Annotated in this window: 17 protein-coding genes; 4 read left to right on the forward strand and 13 right to left on the reverse strand. The window is 68.0% G+C overall.

Annotated features, from left to right (window positions below; genetic code table 11):
• Positions 1 to 171: 171 nt before the first annotated feature.
• The 3 genes from DK368_RS11440 to DK368_RS11450 all read right to left on the reverse strand — a co-directional run bounded on the left by DK368_RS11440 (position 172) and on the right by DK368_RS11450 (position 4017).
• Positions 172 to 1956, reverse strand: a complete 1785-nt coding sequence (locus tag DK368_RS11440; RefSeq protein WP_338045701.1) for a methanol/ethanol family PQQ-dependent dehydrogenase — start codon at positions 1954 to 1956, stop codon at positions 172 to 174.
• A gap of 508 nt (positions 1957 to 2464) precedes the next feature.
• Positions 2465 to 3277 (reverse strand): ABC transporter permease, encoded by an 813-nt coding sequence (locus DK368_RS11445; RefSeq protein WP_114394083.1) that lies wholly within the window; start codon positions 3275 to 3277, stop codon positions 2465 to 2467.
• A complete protein-coding gene (locus DK368_RS11450; RefSeq protein ID WP_114394084.1) occupies positions 3274 to 4017 on the reverse strand; it encodes an ATP-binding cassette domain-containing protein in 744 nt (247 codons plus the stop codon). Before DK368_RS11450 ends, DK368_RS11445 begins: the two co-directional genes overlap by 4 nt.
• Positions 4018 to 4443: 426 nt before the next feature.
• Here DK368_RS11450 and DK368_RS11455 point away from each other — a divergent pair, with 426 nt between their 5' ends.
• From DK368_RS11455 to DK368_RS21400, 3 genes are all read left to right on the forward strand, one after another.
• Entirely contained in the window at positions 4444 to 5127 is a 684-nt protein-coding gene (locus tag DK368_RS11455) for a response regulator transcription factor (protein ID WP_114394085.1), read from the forward strand.
• Positions 5128 to 5152: 25 nt separating this feature from the next.
• On the forward strand, positions 5153 to 5698 hold the full coding sequence (locus tag DK368_RS11460; protein ID WP_114394086.1) for an ankyrin repeat domain-containing protein: 546 nt from the start codon (positions 5153 to 5155) through the stop codon (positions 5696 to 5698).
• Between the two features lie 737 nt (positions 5699 to 6435).
• Positions 6436 to 7152: an AbiU2 domain-containing protein gene (locus DK368_RS21400; protein WP_155524557.1), complete on the forward strand. Its 717-nt coding sequence runs from the start codon at positions 6436 to 6438 to the stop codon at positions 7150 to 7152.
• Positions 7153 to 7489: 337 nt separating this feature from the next.
• On the opposite strand, the gene DK368_RS22055 is transcribed toward DK368_RS21400, so the two are convergent.
• From DK368_RS22055 to pqqA, 10 genes are all read right to left on the reverse strand, one after another.
• Positions 7490 to 10165 carry a hybrid sensor histidine kinase/response regulator gene (locus tag DK368_RS22055; RefSeq protein ID WP_114394087.1) on the reverse strand — a complete coding sequence of 892 codons (2676 nt, stop codon included), beginning with the start codon at positions 10163 to 10165 and terminating at the stop codon, positions 7490 to 7492.
• Positions 10162 to 11307, reverse strand: a complete 1146-nt coding sequence (nosP, locus tag DK368_RS11470; RefSeq protein ID WP_114394088.1) for a nitric oxide-sensing protein NosP — start codon at positions 11305 to 11307, stop codon at positions 10162 to 10164. Before nosP ends, DK368_RS22055 begins: the two co-directional genes overlap by 4 nt.
• Positions 11308 to 11405: 98 nt before the next feature.
• A complete protein-coding gene (locus tag DK368_RS11475) occupies positions 11406 to 12425 on the reverse strand; it encodes a CBASS cGAMP-activated phospholipase (RefSeq protein ID WP_162305998.1) in 1020 nt (339 codons plus the stop codon).
• Positions 12406 to 12903, reverse strand: a complete 498-nt coding sequence (locus DK368_RS11480) for a hypothetical protein (RefSeq protein ID WP_114394090.1) — start codon at positions 12901 to 12903, stop codon at positions 12406 to 12408. The genes DK368_RS11475 and DK368_RS11480 overlap by 20 nt, the downstream gene beginning before the upstream one ends.
• Before the next feature lie 6 nt (positions 12904 to 12909).
• Complete coding sequence (locus DK368_RS11485; RefSeq protein WP_114394091.1) at positions 12910 to 13410, reverse strand: hypothetical protein; 501 nt, start codon at positions 13408 to 13410, stop codon at positions 12910 to 12912.
• A gap of 73 nt (positions 13411 to 13483) precedes the next feature.
• Positions 13484 to 14569, reverse strand: a complete 1086-nt coding sequence (pqqE, locus tag DK368_RS11490) for a pyrroloquinoline quinone biosynthesis protein PqqE (protein WP_114394092.1) — start codon at positions 14567 to 14569, stop codon at positions 13484 to 13486.
• Positions 14566 to 14844 carry a pyrroloquinoline quinone biosynthesis peptide chaperone PqqD gene (gene pqqD, locus DK368_RS11495; protein WP_114394093.1) on the reverse strand — a complete coding sequence of 93 codons (279 nt, stop codon included), beginning with the start codon at positions 14842 to 14844 and terminating at the stop codon, positions 14566 to 14568. Before pqqD ends, pqqE begins: the two co-directional genes overlap by 4 nt.
• A gap of 41 nt (positions 14845 to 14885) precedes the next feature.
• Positions 14886 to 15635 carry a pyrroloquinoline-quinone synthase PqqC gene (pqqC, locus tag DK368_RS11500; protein WP_114394094.1) on the reverse strand — a complete coding sequence of 250 codons (750 nt, stop codon included), beginning with the start codon at positions 15633 to 15635 and terminating at the stop codon, positions 14886 to 14888.
• Positions 15632 to 16537 (reverse strand): pyrroloquinoline quinone biosynthesis protein PqqB, encoded by a 906-nt coding sequence (gene pqqB, locus DK368_RS11505; RefSeq protein ID WP_114394095.1) that lies wholly within the window; start codon positions 16535 to 16537, stop codon positions 15632 to 15634. Before pqqB ends, pqqC begins: the two co-directional genes overlap by 4 nt.
• 52 nt (positions 16538 to 16589) lie before the next feature.
• Positions 16590 to 16670, reverse strand: a complete 81-nt coding sequence (gene pqqA, locus DK368_RS22395) for a pyrroloquinoline quinone precursor peptide PqqA (RefSeq protein WP_114394096.1) — start codon at positions 16668 to 16670, stop codon at positions 16590 to 16592.
• A 137-nt stretch (positions 16671 to 16807) separates the two neighbouring features.
• Here pqqA and DK368_RS11515 point away from each other — a divergent pair, with 137 nt between their 5' ends.
• Positions 16808 to 17266, forward strand: a complete 459-nt coding sequence (locus DK368_RS11515; RefSeq protein WP_162305999.1) for a DUF2946 family protein — start codon at positions 16808 to 16810, stop codon at positions 17264 to 17266.
• The last annotated feature ends 65 nt before the right edge of the window (positions 17267 to 17331 follow it).

The raw sequence follows: 17331 nt of genomic DNA on the forward strand, positions 1-17331 counted from the left end.
CCCATGTGGTTTGGTTGCCACCCGGCCGGCGCCGGCCGGGCTTTCCCCCTGTTGCCGGGGGTTCGTCTGCCACCGCAGGCACCGCGCGCCGGGGACCTGTCGTGGCAAGGATCGCTCGTTCAAGGGTGATGGCGCGGGCGGCCCCCGAGGGGACCACCCGCCATGCTCCGCTCACTTCGATTTCAGCTCGGCGCTCTGCCGACGCGAGCCCAGTTCGAACACGGTCAGCACGCCGCCCAGCTGGGTGTACTCACCCAGCGTGGCATGGGCACCCACCGCCCCCAGGCCCGCATTGGGTTCGGTCAGGCCGGCCGCGAGGCCGATGCCGGCCCAGCCACCGATGCCGGACAGCACCGCGATGTACTGCTTGCCATTGTGCATATAGGTGTTGACGTTGCCGATGATGCCGCTGGGCGTCTTGAACCGCCACAGTTCCTTGCCGTTGTTCATGTCGAAGGCGACCAGGAACCCTTCCAGCGTGCCGTAGAAACCGACGCCGGCCTTGGTGGCCAGAGCGCCCGACCAGACGGCGAACTTCTCCGGCTTCGACCATTTCACCTTGCCGGCCACCGGATCCCAGGCGATGAAGTTGCCCATGCCGCCATGGCTGTTCGGAGCCGGATACATGGACAGCGTCGCGCCCACATAGGGCTGGCCGGCCACGTAGCTGACCTGGAACGGTTCATAATCCATGCAGATATGGTTGGTCGGCACATAGAGCAGACCGGTATCCGGCGAGAAGGCCGAGGGCTGCTGGTCCTTGGACCCCAGCGCCGCCGGGCAGACGCCCTTGGAGTTGGTGTCCTCGCCATTGGCGAAGGTGCTGTACTTCTCGTTCACCACCGGCCGGCCGGTCTTCTTGTCGACCCGGTCGGCCCAGTTCACCGACGGGTCGTACTTCTCCGCCACCAGCAGTTCGCCGGTGACACGGTCCAGCGTGTAGCCGAAGCCGTTGCGGTCCATATTGATCAGGACCTTGCGCTTCTTGCCGTCCATGGTCACGTCGGCCAGGACGTTCTCATTGACGCCGTCATAGTCCCACTCGTCGAACGGCGTCTTCTGATACAGCCATTTCACCTCGCCCGTATCAGCATCGCGGGCGAAGATGGTCATGGACCATTTGTTGTCGCTGCCCTCGCGCTTGCCGTCCTTGGCCCGCTGCTTGGGGTTCCAGGTGCCCGGATTGCCGGTGCCGTAATAGATCAGGTTCAGCTCGGGATCATAGGTGTACCAGCCCCAGGTGGTGCCGCCGCCGATCTTCCATTCCTCGCCGGGCCAGGTCTTGACGCCCAGATCGGTCTCGCCGATGGGCTTGCCCAGCATCAGCGTCTTCTTCGGGTCGATCTTCACATCCTTGTCCGGGCCGGTGGAATAGGCCCGCCAGGCCTGCTTGCCCGACTTCACGTCATAGGCCGTCAGATGGCCGCGGACGCCGAATTCACCGCCGGAAATGCCGACCAGGACCTTGTCCTTCACCACCACGGGGGCCGCGGTCAGTGTCTCGCCCTTGCCGGCATCGCCGTTCTGGACCTTCCACAGCTCCTTGCCGGTGTTGGCGTCCAGCGCCACCAGCGTGTTGTCGGCCTGCCCCAGGAACACCCGCCCCTCGGCCACGGCAACGCCGCGGTTGACCGTGTCGCAACACATCACCGGAATGACCGAGGCATCCTGGCGGGGTTCGTACTTCCACTTCACCCGTCCCTGGTCCTTGAGATCCAGGGCATAGACGATGTTGGGAAAGGGGGTGTGGATGTACATGGTGTCCCCCACCACCAGCGGGCCGCCTTCATGGCCGCGCAGGACGCCGGTGGAGAAGGTCCAGGCCACCCGCAGATCCTGGACATTGTCCTTGGTGATCTGATCCAGGGTGCTGTAGCGCTGGCCATAGTAATTGCCAAGCTGCATGGCCCAGTTCGCCGGGTCCTTGGTCAGCTTGTTGACAGCATCATTGGCCAAGGCCGGTCCCGCCAGAAGCAGCGCGACAGCGGATGTGAGCAGATAACGAGAGCACGCCCTCATAGCCCGACTCCTCCCTATTCTGGAATTTGCTGTGGGGTGATCAACGACCGCCCCTTCTTGCGAAGCAGGTGAACCGGCCGGGCTGACGCCCACCCCTCACCGACCTCGGGATAAATTTCCAATACCCAACCCTACAAGACCGGGAAAAATGCCGCAATGGATGTCAGGTCAGTCTTTGGTATCTTTTGCATAGTCCGACTAGCACAAAAGACAAACACATGCGTAGGAATTGCGAATACTGCGATAGCAAAAATGAATGCCGCTTTGCAGCATTACGATCCGGCATCTCGCTGCCGGACAAAGCCGCCACCGCACGGCAAAGCACTGACACAGACCCGATTATTTTCCATTCACCGGCGCTTTATTTTTCAAATACCCACACTGCAACACGGCAACCGGGAAAAGTCGGTCCGGATAATCGAATGCTTCCCATATTTCTCCCGCATCAGGCGTCCCCCGCCCCGGCCTTGCGGGGCATCAGGCCCCGCGCCGGGTTGTAGGCCCAGAAGGACAGCAGCAGGACCACGATCATGGTCAGCACGACCCATCCCAAGGCGGTGCCGTCCACCTGCCCGTAGAGGGCGAAGCGCACCAGCTCGACGACATGGGAGAACGGATTGAACCGGCAGACCTGCCAGAGCAGTTCGCTGGATTCGCGCATCTTCCACAGGGGATAAAGGGCCGATGACAGGAAGAAGGCCGGGAAGATGACGAAGTTCATCACCCCGGCGAAATTCTCCAGCTGGCGGATGGTGGAGGACAGCAGCATGCCCACCGCCCCCAGCATCAACCCGGCCAGCAGCAGTGCCGGCAGCACCGTGACATAGCCGTCCGGCGGCGCCGCGATCCCGAACAGGGCGGCCACGCCCAGGAAGGCATAGACCTGCAGGATGCCCACGGCGCTGCCGGCCAGGAGCTTGGCCGTCAGCAGGAATTCCCGCGGCAGCGGACTGACCAGCAGCAGCCGCATGCTGCCCATTTCCCGGTCATAGACCATGGACAGGCTGCTCTGCATGCCGTTGAACAGCAGGATCATGGCGCAGAGGCCGGGCAGGATGTAGGTCTCATAGGTGATATAGGTCTCGTAGGGCGGCTGCACCGAGACACCCAGGGCCGCGCGGAAGCCGGCGGCGAAGATCAGCAGCCAGACCAGCGGCCGCACCAGGGCCGAAACGAAGCGTTCGCGCTGATGCACGAAGCGCAGCAGTTCCCGCCACACCACCGCCCGCAAGGCCCGAAGATAGCCGGCCGCCGTCATGCCGCGTTGCTCCCGACCAGGGTGTGGAAGGCCCGGTCCAGCGATGGCGCGTCCGCCCGCGCCTTGAGGTCGGCCACGGAGCCGCTGGCCACCACCTGTCCCCGGTCCAGCAGCACCACGGCATCCTCCGCTCCGATCTCGTCGAACAGGTGTGTGGCCCAGAGGGCCGCCACGCCCTCCTCCCGGCAGAGGGCGTGGACATGCTCGACCAGGGCCCGCCGCGACGGCACATCCAGCCCCACCGTCGGCTCGTCCAGCACCAGCAGACGCGGCCGGTGCAGCAGGGCGCGGGCCAGTTCCACCCGCCGGCGATGGCCGCCATTGAGCTGGCGCACCCGCTCCCCCGCCCGCTCGGCCAGGGCGAAACGGTCCAGCAGGGCGGCGATGCGGGGGTCGTAGTCACACCGCGCCATCCCCCGCAGGCCGGCGGCATAGACCAGATTCTGCCGGACGCTGAGGTCGAGATCGAGGGTGGACTGCTGGAACACCACCCCCATGCAGGCCAGGGCCTTGCGCGGGTCGCGCCGCAGATCGTGGCCGCAGACCGACACCGTGCCGGCGGCGGCATCGAACAGGCGGGTGATGACGGCCAGCAGCGTGGTCTTGCCGGCACCGTTGACGCCCAGCAGGGCCGTGAACCCGCCCGGCGCCACCTGGAAGCCGATGTCGCGGATGGCGAAACCGCCGGACCGGCCGGCATAGCCGAACCCGACCCCCGCCAGTTCCAGCGCCGGCACCATCACCTCCCCACCCCGGCGCCGGCCCCGGACGGCCGGAGACGGCGGGCCGCGACAGGGGGGCCGGCAGGCCGGCAAACCGGCCCGGCGATGATCCGGCGGCGCGGGGGCCGAACGATAGCGGACAGGCGCATCTCCTTTACCGGTCAGGAACGGCGGCGGGCAGGGAAAACCGCGCGCCCCTTCCCCGGCAGAGTGCGCGGGGCCGCGTCCGCGGACCACCTGTACTTTCGCACAAGAGGACGGACCAGAGCCGCCTGCGCCGCCGACAGCCCGGCCCTGGCGGCGTTTCCCGCGTCCGGCGGGGCCCGAAGGCGTGTGCGCCCTATCCCGTCCCGCTGTTGTCAGGGCCGGATCAAGTCCGTTAGTCTCATGCCCACTGAAAACGGCCAGCAGAGCCGGGCTATAAAATCAAACCGGGAGGACGTCGTGGGCAAAGTGCTGATTTCCGACGATCATCCGCTGGTCCGTGACGGTCTGCGCACCGTCCTGGCCGTGGCTTTCGACCGCTGCGAGCTGTTGGAAGCCGGCGATCTGGATGAAACCATCCACATCATCGACCGCGAAGGCGACCTTGATCTGGTGTTGCTGGACCTGAACATGCCGGGCATGAACGGGTTCGACGGGCTGGCGCGGCTGCGCCAGCGCTATCCCGCCCTGCCGGTGGTCATCGTGTCCGCCAGCTGCGACCGCCGGCTGGTGTCGGACGCCCTGCGTCACGGGGCGGCCGGGTTCGTGCCGAAATCACTGCCGCGCAGCGTCATCGCCGGAGCCCTGCGCGGTGTGCTGGACGGGGAGGTCTTCGCCCCGGCCGGTCTGGACGAGGCGGAGGCCGATGCCGCCGCCGACGCGGAGAAGGAAATCCGCCGCCGCATCGACAGCCTGACGCCACAGCAGCGGCGGGTGCTGGAACTTGTGGTGGCGGGCCGGCTGAACAAGGAGATCGCCTATGAGCTGGACGTGACCGAGACCACGGTGAAGGCCCATGTCTCCGCCATCCTGCAGAAGCTGCAGGTGTTCAGCCGCACCCAGGCCGTGATCCTGGCCAACCGTGTGCACTTCACCCCGGCGCCCCAGAGCGGCGGTCCCCTGGCCCGGGTTGCCAGCCATTGACCGCCCCTTCCCTGGAGACGGCACCATGACGGACGAGAGCGGGGACCAGCCGAGGCCGGAGGTGCCGAGGCCGGCGTTGGACGACGAAACCCTGGCCTTCGCCGCCCGGCTGTTCCAGTCCGTCCGCGGCGGGGACTCGGCAGCGCTGGAGCCGCTGCTGCGGGCGGGACTGCCGGCCAATCTGCGCAACGACAAGGGCGACAGCCTGCTGATGCTGGCGGCCTATCACGGCCATGCCGCGACCTGCCGCCTGCTGCTGGAGCATGGGGCCGACGCCGACCTGGCCAACGACCGCGGCCAGACACCGCTGGCCGGCGCCGCCTTCAAGGGCGACGCCGAGGTGGTCCGGACGCTGCTGGACGGCGGGGCGCGGGTGGACGGCCACGGGCCGGACGGGCGGACACCGCTGATGGTGGCCGCCATGTTCAACCGGGTGGACATCGTGGAACTGCTGCTGGCCCGCGGGGCCGACGCGGCGGCCCGCGATGCCGGCGGGCTGACCGCCCGCGACCTGGCCCTGGCCATGAACGCCCCGGACACGCCGGCCCGGCTGGCGACCGGCCCGGCTTGACGCGACCAAAGGCGACACAGGGCGACCTTAAGCTGACCTTAAGGCGACAAACGCGACCTTAAGGTGACATGCCGGACGGCGGATGTCGCGTGCCAATGCCTTGATGACAAAAAGACTTTTTTCCTTAAGGTGACAAAGGTGACGGATTTTCATTCCTCCGTCGCCGTTGCATCAAGTCTTTCAGTTTTCACCCTGTCCACGTGTACCTGCACGCCATCTGGTATCGCCTGTACCGGGTAGGCCGCACGGACCGTGCCGTAAGCATCACCGCGGCATCCGCCAGTCCATCTCGACCAGGCGGGACCCGCACAGGGAGCAGGCCAGCGGCCTACCCTACGCCGCGGCCGCCCGTGGGACTGCCGGCATCCAGGTGTTTATTGATATGCCGGCTTGGCAGATCACCTCCAGAGGCACGCCGGCGCTATGCGAGCAGCTGCAGCACCGCGCGACCAGCGGGGTTCGGTGACGAATTGCGCCAACAATCAGTTCGATACGCTTGGATCCCATCCATGGAACATAAGGGGAACATTGTGGCTGTGTCCAGCTGCGGCGCTGCCATGGTGACGTTGCCAAAAAAATGCACAGGATTGCTGTCATTCCATTCCAACGATAGGCTTACACCTCAAATCTCCTCCGGGCAGCGAGATCGGTGCAGGAGAGCAGCGCAGAGCAGGTGATGCGCTCCGCCACGAAGGAGAATCCGACGGTTCGGGAGGCGAATAGGTATGAAGAGAAACATGAAGAAAGATATTCAGCCACTCCAAGTCAACGAAGCAAAGCAGCGTTCGCAGCAGATCTTTCCAATATTATTCGACGACATATGGATAATGCTTCTGTCACTTACGCTGGTCGAGGCAGCAAATGATCTTCTGCTGAAAACAAGATTTCAGCAGCCATCCGAATATGAAGATACAATTAAAGTTGTCATTAATACATTACTTATCAGCAGTGTATTGAACGTTTCTCGTATCTTTGATGTCAACCCAAACAAGACTTATGATTCTCAAGACAAGGCTTCTATACCTGTTCTTATGTATCTGCTTGAGCGACCCGATGTCCGTAACGCTGTCGCGGTGGACAGCTGCGCACCAAGAGAGAGAGCGCTTTCGGGCCTGGATACAATGCTCGGCATTTACAAAGACGCTAAAGAAAAAAAGCAATTCCAGGACGCCCATCACAGGATTAAAGCATTCCGCAACCACAGACTGGCTCACCATCTTTTTGAAAAATCACAAGACAACCCTCCACTCATAAGCGACATATTCTTGTTAGCTACCGTTGCCAGGCCGATTGCAGAGCAGATTTACATTATAAAATACGGAGAAGTCCGCGAATTACTGACAGAAGAAGCAATTATAAAGCAGACAGATACTGCCTTCTGGACGAAGGCATTCTCAGCAGCACTCTGCACCGATACCGATGTTGAGGTGCCAGACACGATGTGCGGCTCGTAGGAAGCGTCGCAGAGCTGATAAGCGGAAGTACGTGCAGGCATTCATTCTGCTGCACCCCGGTATCAAACCGCGCGCAAAAATCGCTCGTTTGTTATTCAGAACTGCTCGATCGGTATCAAAGCACTCACAACGCCCATCAGAGCCCCAACTGCCCCGGAAGCCGCGAGATTCCTAGTCTTTCTGGCCCGCTGCATTCCCCGGTATCAATTCCCAGGCTGTATCAATCCGATCAGTCCCCCACAGTCCAAGAACCACGCCCGATCCAGGCGTTGGGGACAGAAAAACATAAAATAGGATTTTTGTCCACATCCGAGCTTGGCTGGCGGGATGCCCGCCCCTATGCCAGCAGCTGGGTCAGCATGGCCCGCAGCTGGGCCGGCTTGACCGGCTTGGTCAGCAGATGCAGGCCACGGGCCTGGACCTGTTCGTGGATGGCGGCGGTGCGGTTGGCGGTGATGACCAATCCCGGCAGATCGGCCCCGAAGCGGCGGCGCAGGCCGGCGATCTCCTCCACGCCCACGGCCCCGTCCTCCAGATGGTAGTCGGCCACCACCAGATCCGGCCGGCCGCCGAGACAACCGAGGGCCGACGGCAGCTCCGCACCGGCAGCGGCCACGGCGACCTGGCAGCCCCAGCCACGCAACAGCGCGCCCATGCCGTCCAGGATCGCCGGTTCATTGTCGATGACCAGGATGCGGGCACCGGACAGGGGGCTGGTGAAGGCGGGCGGGCCGGGGCTGCGCGTCTCCGCCGGACGCGCGCCGGCGCCGAAGGGCACCGTGACCGCGAAGACCGACCCTTGCCCGAGGCTGGAGCGGACCGCGATGGGGTGGTTCAGCATGCGCCCGGCCCGCTGCACGATGGCCAGCCCCAGACCGATGCCACGGTCACGGCCGGCCCGGTCGGTTTCCAGGCGGCGGAACTCCTCGAAGATCTCCTGCTGCTTGTCGGCGGGAATGCCGGGGCCGGTATCCCAGACCTCGATGCGCAGCCCGGCGGCGGTGCGGCGGCAGCCCAGCAGCACCTGTCCCCGGCGGGTGTAGCGCAGGGCATTGGAGACGAAATTCTGGAGAATCCGGCGCAGCAGGCGGATATCGCTGCGCACGACGGCCGTGGAGGCGACGACGGCGAAGCCCAGCCCCCGCTCCCGCGCCACCGGCGTATATTCGGCCTGCATGCTGGACAGCAGGGCGGCGATGGGGAAATCGTCCAACTGCGGCTGCACGGCTCCGGCATCGAGCTTGGAGATGTCCAGCAGCGCTTCCAGCAGATCCTCCACCGACTGCAGGGCGGCGTCGGTCTTTTCCACCAGCGTCTGGGCCGCCGGCTCCTGGCGCATGTCGCAGAGGGCGGAGACGAACAGGCGGGCCGCGTTCAGCGGCTGCAACAGGTCGTGGCTGGCCGCGGCCAGGAACTTGGTCTTCGACAGGTTGGCCTGTTCCGCCGTGGTCTTGGCCACGCGCAACGCCTCCTCCATCTGCAGCCGTTCACCGATCTCCTGCTGCAATTGCCCGTTGAGTTCGGTCAGGGCGGCGGTGCGTTCGGCCACGCGGCGTTCCAGCGTCTCGTTGGTGTCGCGCAGCGCCTCCGCCGCCAGCCGGCGCTCGGTCACATCCTGGATCAGGGAGAAGAACCCGATCACCGCCCCGTCCGGCCCGCGATGGGGCAGGTAGCTGGCCTGGGAATAGCGCACGCCACCGTCCGGCATGCGCCAATCCAGCTCGAAGGCCACGGCATTGCCGGCCATGACCGCCTCGATATGGGGCCGGCGCAGGGCGTACTGCTCCGGCCCCAGCAGACCCTCCATGCGGATGCCCAGGATCTGGTCGCGGGTGCGGCCGAACAGGGCGCCATAAGGGCTGTTGACGAAACGGTAGATCTCGTCCGCATCGACATAGGCGATCAGGGCCGGCACGGCATCGGTGATGAGGCGGATGCGCTGTTCGCCGTCGCGCAGCGCCTGTTCAATGCGCTTGCGCTCGGTGATGTCGGTATAGGTGGTGACGAAGCCGCCGCCGGGCATGGGGTTGCGCCGCACCTCCAGGCTGCGGCCATTGTGCCAATCCTGCTCGAAGGCCAGCGGCCGGGGCTGGCCGGCATCCCAGCGCATCACCGCGCCGGGGAAGCCGCGGGAGCCCAGCGCCGCATTGTGGGCCAGCAGCGCCTGATAGGCCGCGCCGTCATGCACCACCGTCTCCGGCAGGTCCAGCAGGCGGACAAAGGGATCGTTCCAGGCCACCAGCCGCAGGTCGCGGTCATAGACGCAGACACCCTGGGGGATGTTGTCCAGAGTCGATTGCAGCAGCACCGACTTTTCCGCCAGGGCATGCGCCCGTTCGCGGGCGTCATGCTCCTTGACGTCGGTGATGTCGGTATAGATGCCGACGATGCCGCCATCGCGGGTGCGGCGTTCGTTGATCTGGATCCAGCGGCCGTCGGACAGGGCATGCACATGCGCCCCGCCGGCATGGGCATGCTGCTCCAGCCGTTCCAGCACCCAGCGGTCCGGCCGGTCATGGGTGGTGATGACCGAGCGCTGCTGCGCCGCCAGCTCGGCGATCTCGGCGAAGCGGATGCCGGGGCGGATGCGCTCGGCGATGGCCGGCCACAGGTCGAGATAGGTCCGGTTGCACAGGATCAGCCGGTCGTCGCGGTCGAACAGGGCGAAGCCCTCATTGACGCTTTCAATGGCCTCCTGCAGGCGGGACTGGGCGGTTTCCGCCGCCTCCTTGGCGCGGGCCAGGGCGGTGTTCGACGCCTCCAGCTCGCGCAGCGTCTCCTCCAGCTGCTGGGTGCGCTCGCGCACCTTGGTTTCCAGCAGGATGGCCGTCTGGAACAGGGAGAAGGCGTTGCCATGCACATCCATGCTGCGCTCGACCCGGTCCATCAGGGCCTGGTTGATGCGCCGGAGCTTGGCGTTCTCCCGCTCCAGCGCGTGCAGGCGCGCCTGCGTCGCCGCATCGCCGCCCGCGGGATCCCCGCCGGGAACCATGATGGCGAGACCGTCCGTCATGACGCACCGATGGCCAGGCCGGTAAAGGTCTGGTTCACATGCATGGCGTTGAACTGTTCCCCATAGGTGCAGAAGCCGACCACCCCATTGTGCCGAAGCAGCGGCGCCACCGCCTGTTTCAGCTGCTTCTGCTCCAGCTCCAGGGCGCGGAACACGCAGTCGAAGCCCAGCACCAGCTCGGGCCGGCCGACCTCCCGCTCCATCCTCTGGAACAGCTCCTCCAGATTGCGGACGATGTCGATGCCCGAGGCCACGGTCAGCACGATGCCCTCGTCCACCGCACAGAAGAAGGTCAGGCTGTCATCGTCGTTCACCCGCTGGATGGCGCGCACATAATATTCGCCGCCGGTGCGCACCACCACGGGATGGGTGGCGAAGATCATGGGCGTCAGCGGCTCCCCCTCCAGCCCGACCAGGCGGGCATATTCGCGCGCCGCCGGTTCGGCATTGATCTCGGTGACGATGCGGCGGGCCGGATCAGCCCCGGTGACCACCATCTTGCGGTCGGCATGGACGAAATGCTGGTTGCGGAAGGTGGTCACCGGCCGGGTGGTGGTGAGGATCAGCAGCAGCGCCGCATCGCTGTGGACGGCGCCGTCATGCAGCACGAAGGTGCGGTGGAACCCCAGATCGTCACCGGCCGAACCACCGATCAGCGGCACATCGCCCAGCGCGTCATGGATGGCGCTGACCAGCAGCTCCTCCCGCATGCACAGCCCGTCCACCAGGAACAGGCAGACGCGCCGCGTGTCGCGGCCCAGCCGGGCAGCCCCGGTCTCCGCCCGCGCCAGCAGGCTGCGCACGGCGGGCTTGGCATCGGCCATGGTGAAGCGGCTGACGGCATCGACGCGATGGATGGCGAAGGAGAAGGCCTCGCGGGGGAAGGCCACGGCGACGATCCCGCCCTCGCGGTAGCCGTCGGGCGTCAATTCCCCGGCCGAGGTGCAGCCCACCACCGGCACGTCACCGAAACACCGGGCCAGGGCGGCGGCCAGCCGGTCGAGATCATACCGGACGGAGCAGAACACCAGCACCAGGGCCGGGGCGGCCGGTCCCGCCAGCTGCGCCCGGATCTCGGCCGCGGCATCGTCCGCCGCCGCCGCGCCGGACCAGGCGGTGCGGAGCAGCCTCGTCCTGGACATCGCATCCCTTCCCCGGAGCCCGCGGCCCCTGTTCTCGCTTACACCGGACTCTATGCGGGCCACGGCGCCATGGGAAGCCGGCGCCCCGCCGGAACCCCTTAGACATTGGTGTAATGGCCGGGGGTGGCGCGGTAATGCAGGCGGGCGGCCTCGCGGCCCACAGCCTCGGACCAGCCGCTGCGCCGGTCGGATGCCACATCCTCCACCGCCCGGCGCGCCAGCTCCGGCAACAGGTGCAGCCCGGCCAGATCATCCATGCCGATGGGGGTCTGCGGGCAGCGGTCGATGCGCAGATAGCGGGGGCCGAGGATGCGCCGGGCCTGATCCACGCCGGCATGCTCCTGCGCTGTGACCGTCAGTTCCACCAGCCGGTGCCGGCGCAGCCAGGCCAGCCCGCCGGTGGAGCCGAAGGGCCGGCCCGGCAACGGCGACGCCGCCGTGCCGATGCTGAGCACATGGATCCCCGACAACGGTGCGTGGAGATGGGCCATGGCCGCACTGACCGCCAGCAGATCCGGTGCATTGGCCACCAGACCGCCATCGGCATAGACATGATCGCCGATACGGTGCGGCGGGAAGAAGGTGGGAGCCGCCGCAGTGGCCAGGGCGGCATCCAGCAGTGTGACCGTGTCGGCCTGCGCACCCGCCAGCCCGCGCGAGCGGAAAAGGTGCGAGCGGCCCGCCGTCTGATCCACCGCGGTCACCAGCAGCGGCACCTCCAGGTCGCTGAACCGCCGCCCGGCCTGATCGCCCAGGATCGACTGGACCGCCTGGCGCAGAGGCTCCTGGGGATAGCGGGCGGTGAGCAGGTAATGGCGGAAGGGACGGCGCCGGAAGATGTGCGGCGCCCGGGTGCGGATGGCGTCGGCAATCCGGGCCGCCGGAATGCCGGCGGCGAGCCCGATGGCGATGATGCCGCCGATGGAGGTGCCCGCCAGAAGGTCGAAGCGCGTGGCCGCCGGCGCCCCGGCCGCCGCCTCGAACGCCGTCAGCACGGTGGCGGTGAACAGGCCGCGCAGACCGCCGCCGCCGAGGCTGAGACAGGCCACCAGCGCCTGTGCCGGCGCGGCCGGGGCTACCGGGCCATCCAGGGCCGGGTCAGGCCGGCGGGACGGCATAGGGATCGACCAGATGCAGGCTGTGATCGCGCACCAGCACATCGTGCCAGGGGCGCCGCCGGGTGACGAAGCGGTAGCGGCGGACCAGCGCCTGGGCCGGCACCATCAGCACGGCCCCGTCCACGGGCCAGCGCCCGGCCGGAGACCCGCCCTGCCCGGACGGCCCCTCCGCCGGCCGCTCCTCCCCCGGCTGCTCCTCCAGGCCGAGCGACAGCAGCCGCGCCCATTCCTCGGCATCGCGCGGGTCGAAATCGAAGGTGCGCGCCTGGAACGCGGTCTTGGCCTCCACCAGCCGCGGGCGCCACAGGGCGCGGTCGCGGGCCGGCCGATCCTCGATGGCGTTTTCGGCCAGACCCAGGACGACGGTGCTGACATAGGCCAGCCGGTCGGGAATGGCATTGGCCCTGGCCCAGCGCGTGACCGGCGTTTCCGTGCCCCGGATCAGGTCCAGGAACGGCTGCACGTCGAACAGATACATGGCCGGCTAGAGATCGTAGGCCGGGCGGCGGCCACGCCGCGGGACAGCCTCCAGCGCCGGAGCCGCCGGCAGGTCGGGGCGCGGGGCGAACAGGTCCGCCAGACCGGGCGTCGGCGTTCCCACCGCCTCCAGCAGGGCATCCAGCATGTCCATGCGCATGGTGACCGTGGCTTCCGGCGTGATCTGCTTGCGCCGGCCGGGGGCCACGATCCGCACCTCGCCGGGCTTCATCTGCTGCGACAGGGAGCGGGCCTCCCGCACATTGACGATCTCGGCCACGGCCTCGATGCTGCTGCGGATCGCGGCGTGCGCCGCAGCGGGCGCATCCGGCGTGCGCAGCACCCGGACCGGACCGCCGATGCCCGTGGCCGGCCTTTCCACCGCGGCCGGCCGTTGACGCGGCGCGTTGGCCACCAGCTTGCCGGTGGCGGGATCGCGGCCCACATGCAGGCGGACGCGCCGGTCGCCGGCGGCACCGGGTCCCGCGGCTTTCGTCTGATTGGCCATGGCCGACCTCCATTTCCGTGCGCACAGTCTAGGATAAACGTGTACACGGAGCAAGCGGCGGACAAGGGGCGGATCAGGAGAAGCGGCGATAGGTGAAGGCCGCGTCGTCCGCGGCGGCCTCGCGCCCGGCCAGGGCCACCAGGGCGGCATGGTGGGGGGAGCGGTTGCAGGCCGGATCGGTGGCGCCGGCATCCCCCGCCAGGGCCAGGGCCTGGCAGCGGCAGCCGCCCCAGTCGCGCTGCTTATGTTCGCAGCCCTGGCACAGCGGCGGCATCCAGCCGGTGCCGCGGTAGCGCTCGAACGCCGCCCCCGTCTCCCAGATCTCGGCCAGGGGGCGGTCGGTGACACGGTCGAAGCCCAGGCCGGGGATGCTCTCCGCCGCGTGGCAGGGGAGGACCTTGCCGGCCGGGTTGACGGTGATGAAGCGGCGGCCCCAGCCGCCCATGCAGGGCTTGGGCCGGCTGGCATAGTAATCGGGGATGACATAGTCGATGACCAGACGGCCCTTCAGCTCCGCCCGCGCCGCCTCCACCAGCCGGGTGGCGGTATCCAGCTGCCCGCGGGTCGGCATCAGGGCGGCGCGGTTCTTCAGCGCCCAGCCGTAATACTGCACATGCGCCACCTCCAGCCGGGCGGCGTCCAGATCCAGCGCCAGGGCGATCATCTCCCCCAGCCGGTCCAGGTTGCGGCGGTGGACCACGGCGTTGAGCGTCAGCGGCAGGCCGGCGGCGCGGACGGCGCGGCAGAAGGCCAGCTTCTTCGCCTGGGCGCCCTTCAGCCCGCCGATGATCTCGGCCGAGGACGTCTCGGTGTCCTGGATGCTGACCTGCACATGGTCGAGGCCGGCGGCGGCCAGGGCCGCCAGCCGGCCCGCATCCACCAGCACGCCGGAGGTGATGAGGTTGCTGTAGAGGCCGAGGGCGGCGGCATGGGCCACCAGCCCCTCCAGATCCTTGCGCACGGTGGGCTCGCCGCCGGAGAAATGCACCTGCAGGCAGCCCAGCGCCGCGGCCTCCGTCATCACCCGCATCCAGGCGTCGGTCGGCAGTTCGCCGGCGGCGCGCACCATCTCCACGGGGTTGGAGCAATAGGGGCAGGCCAGCGGGCAGCGGTGGGTCAACTCGGCCAGCAGGGCCAGGGGCGGGGCGGGTGCGGTCATGGCAGCAGCATCCCCCTGTCGGCCAGATCCTGCAGCAGGGCGGTGACATCGGCCGTCACCTCCGCCGGGTCGGCCCGGTATTCCTCGGCCAGGGCGCCGGCAATGGCGGACAGGGTGGCCTGCCCGTCGCAGCGGCGCAGCACGGCCGCCGCGATCTCGTCCAGCATCAGCACCCGCTCCGGCCCCAGCAGCACCCAGCCGTCCCGCGCCGTGTCGAAACGCAGCTTGGCATGGCGCGGCAGGGCGGGACGGCTGTCGGCGGTGAGGGCGGGCATCGTTTCACTCCTGTCCGCAAGGGGCCTGTGATCCCGTGCGATCACCGGGCATGCGCATCGGGCACGAAGGCGCCGGGCGGGATATGGCCGGGGGCCACATAGGCGTGGTACAGCGCGTCCAGCTGCGCCCACAGCACATCGCATTTGAAGGACAGGGCGGCGATGACGGCCTGCTGCTGCTCCGGCGTGCGGGCGTGGTGCTTGACATAGGCCAGCGCGAAATCGGCGTCGCGCGGCGCTTCGGTCAGCCGGTTCTGGAAATAGGCCAGCGTCCGGGGCGTGATGAAATCATAGTTGGCCAGCATGCCGGCCACGCGGTTGGCGATGATGCCGGGCGAGAACATCTCGGTCAGGCTGGAGGCCACGGCCTCCAGCACCGGGCGTTCGGCCACGAAGTGCACATAGGCGTCCACGGCGAAGCGGGTGGCCGGCAGCAGGCCGCAGCCGCGTTCCACATAATCGCGGTCCAGCCCCAGCCCGTCGGTCAGCGCCAGCCAGCGGGCGATTCCGCCCTCCGCGCCAGTCCCATCCGGGCTGCCGTCATGGTCGATGATGCGCTGGCGCCAGATGCGGCGGTCGGCGGCCTTGTCCAGCCGGGCCAGCAGGGTGGCGTCCTTGCGCGGGATGCTGGCCTGGTAATAATAGCGGTTCAGCGCCCAGGCCTGGACCTGCCCCTTGTCCAGCCGCCCGCCATGCAGCAGCCCGTGGAACGGGTGCAGATGGTGGTAACGCGCCTCGCCCACGGCGCGCAGGCGCTGTTCCAGCTGATCGGGACCGAGAAGCGCGGTCATAGGGTGATCTCCAGCCCGTCTGCCGCCACCTCCCAGCCGGCGGCGGCCAGGGCGGCGCGCTCGCGGCTGTCGTCCAGCAGGATGGGATTGGTGTTGTTGATGTGGATGTAGATCCGGCGCCCGGCCCGGAGCCCGGCCAGCCCCGCCAGCGATCCGTCCGGCCCGCCGATGGGCAGATGGCCCATGCGCCGCCCGGTCTTGCTGCCGACACCGGCGTCCCGCATCTCGGTATCGGTCCAGACGGTGCCGTCGAAGAACACCACGTCCGCCCCGTGCAGGCGGTTGAGCAGCCCGTCGGTCAGGCGGGCGCAGCCCGGCACATAGAGCAGGCGCCGGCCGCCCTGGCGCAGCTCCAGCCCCACGGTATGGCCCGCTTCCGCATCCAGCACCGGCGCCTCCCCCTCCAGATAGAGGGCGACCTTGCCGGGAACGGTGAACATCTCCAGCGACAGCCCGGCCGGACCGTCGGGAAAGGCCAGATCCGCCGTCGCGCCCGGATCGAGCGGACGGCGGGACACCAGATCCGGGTTCAGCACGCCGAACAGGCTGTTACCGGCCAGCACGCCCAGCACGTCGGGCGAGGCATAGAGCGTGAAGGCATGGGCTTCGCGCAGATCGAGCAGGCCCGCCACATGGTCCACATCGGCATTGGTCAGCACCACGGCGCCGATGGGGCTGTGGCGCAGCCCACGCGGATGCAGCGCCGGTGTGGCCTGGATCTGCTGGCGCAGGTCGGGCGAGGCGTTCAGCAGGACCCAGCGCTCCCCGTCGGCACTGACGGCCAGCGAGGATTGGGTGCAGGGCCGGGCATCGCCGGCCCTGGCCCGGCGGCAGCCGGGGCAGCCGCAGTTCCACTGGGGAAAGCCGCCGCCGGCCGCGGCGCCAAGGACGATGATGCGCATGGCTCCCCTCCGAAGCGCTCCGGGGCCGGGCGGCGGGTCGGTGTCGCGCCGGTCAGATCTCGGCGCAGGCGTAGCAGTTGATCTCGCAGCCGACGGAGATCTCGACGAAGCGGGGCTTCTTCCAGGACGTCATGGGTTCCTCCGGTGTCGTTCGCCGCCGCCCGGTCTGGCCGGCGGTCGGAGGAGCGTAGCGCCGAACGGTTCGGCGGGTTACCTATGCCTGCCATAGGGTGCGGCCGGTGAATGCTGTCCCCCTGCGGCAAAATGGACGTGAAAACCGTTCGCCGGTTCAACTATGGTGCGAGCATGGGAGGCGCCGCACGAACAGACCGGACCGGATTGCGGGGGCTGACACGCCGGCTGGCGTGGGGCGGCAGTGCCACGGCTGTGCTGGCGCTGCTGCTGAACCTGCTGGTCTGGGCGCTCTATGCTCCGGCCATGGGCCTGGGCATCCGCACCCCCATCTGCACACCCGAGGGCGCCCGCACCATCCTGGTCGATGCCCGCACGGGGCAGAAGCTGGACGAGGACGGCCCGGCCCACGCCGATATCGGCGGGCGCCACTGCCCGCTGGGCCTGCTGGCCACCAGCCTGGCCGCCCCGCCGGCCCTGCTGCTGACGGCCCCCGTTCTGCCGCGGCTGGCCGACCGGTCGCCGATCCCGGCACAGCCGGTCCCGCCGGCCCCGGTGCCGACGGGCTGGCAGGCGCGCGCCCCGCCGCTGGCCTGACCCCCCCCCGGTTCCGCCGTTTTCCCCTTCACGCGACCGCATCGAGGCCATGCCGCCTCTGCGGC

The sequence above is a fragment of the Oleisolibacter albus genome (assembly GCF_003336875.1).
Classification (GTDB): domain Bacteria; phylum Pseudomonadota; class Alphaproteobacteria; order Azospirillales; family Azospirillaceae; genus Niveispirillum; species Niveispirillum album.

Bases quoted from the DNA above. Each gene is read 5' to 3' on its own strand.
- DK368_RS21400 (WP_155524557.1), top strand. From the start codon at position 6,436: ATGAAGAAAGATATTCAGCCACTCCAAGTCAACGAAGCAAAGCAGCGT.
- pqqE (WP_114394092.1), bottom strand. From the start codon at position 14,569: ATGACCGCACCCGCCCCGCCCCTGGCCCTGCTGGCCGAGTTGACCCAC.
- DK368_RS22055 (WP_114394087.1), bottom strand. From the start codon at position 10,165: ATGACGGACGGTCTCGCCATCATGGTTCCCGGCGGGGATCCCGCGGGC.
- pqqB (WP_114394095.1), bottom strand. From the start codon at position 16,537: ATGCGCATCATCGTCCTTGGCGCCGCGGCCGGCGGCGGCTTTCCCCAG.
- nosP (WP_114394088.1), bottom strand. From the start codon at position 11,307: ATGTCCAGGACGAGGCTGCTCCGCACCGCCTGGTCCGGCGCGGCGGCG.
- DK368_RS11475 (WP_162305998.1), bottom strand. From the start codon at position 12,425: ATGCCGTCCCGCCGGCCTGACCCGGCCCTGGATGGCCCGGTAGCCCCG.
- DK368_RS11485 (WP_114394091.1), bottom strand. From the start codon at position 13,410: ATGGCCAATCAGACGAAAGCCGCGGGACCCGGTGCCGCCGGCGACCGG.
- pqqC (WP_114394094.1), bottom strand. From the start codon at position 15,635: ATGACCGCGCTTCTCGGTCCCGATCAGCTGGAACAGCGCCTGCGCGCC.
- DK368_RS11445 (WP_114394083.1), bottom strand. From the start codon at position 3,277: ATGACGGCGGCCGGCTATCTTCGGGCCTTGCGGGCGGTGGTGTGGCGG.
- DK368_RS11450 (WP_114394084.1), bottom strand. From the start codon at position 4,017: ATGGTGCCGGCGCTGGAACTGGCGGGGGTCGGGTTCGGCTATGCCGGC.
- DK368_RS11480 (WP_114394090.1), bottom strand. From the start codon at position 12,903: ATGTATCTGTTCGACGTGCAGCCGTTCCTGGACCTGATCCGGGGCACG.
- pqqD (WP_114394093.1), bottom strand. From the start codon at position 14,844: ATGCCCGCCCTCACCGCCGACAGCCGTCCCGCCCTGCCGCGCCATGCC.
- DK368_RS11460 (WP_114394086.1), top strand. From the start codon at position 5,153: ATGACGGACGAGAGCGGGGACCAGCCGAGGCCGGAGGTGCCGAGGCCG.
- pqqA (WP_114394096.1), bottom strand. From the start codon at position 16,670: ATGACGTCCTGGAAGAAGCCCCGCTTCGTCGAGATCTCCGTCGGCTGC.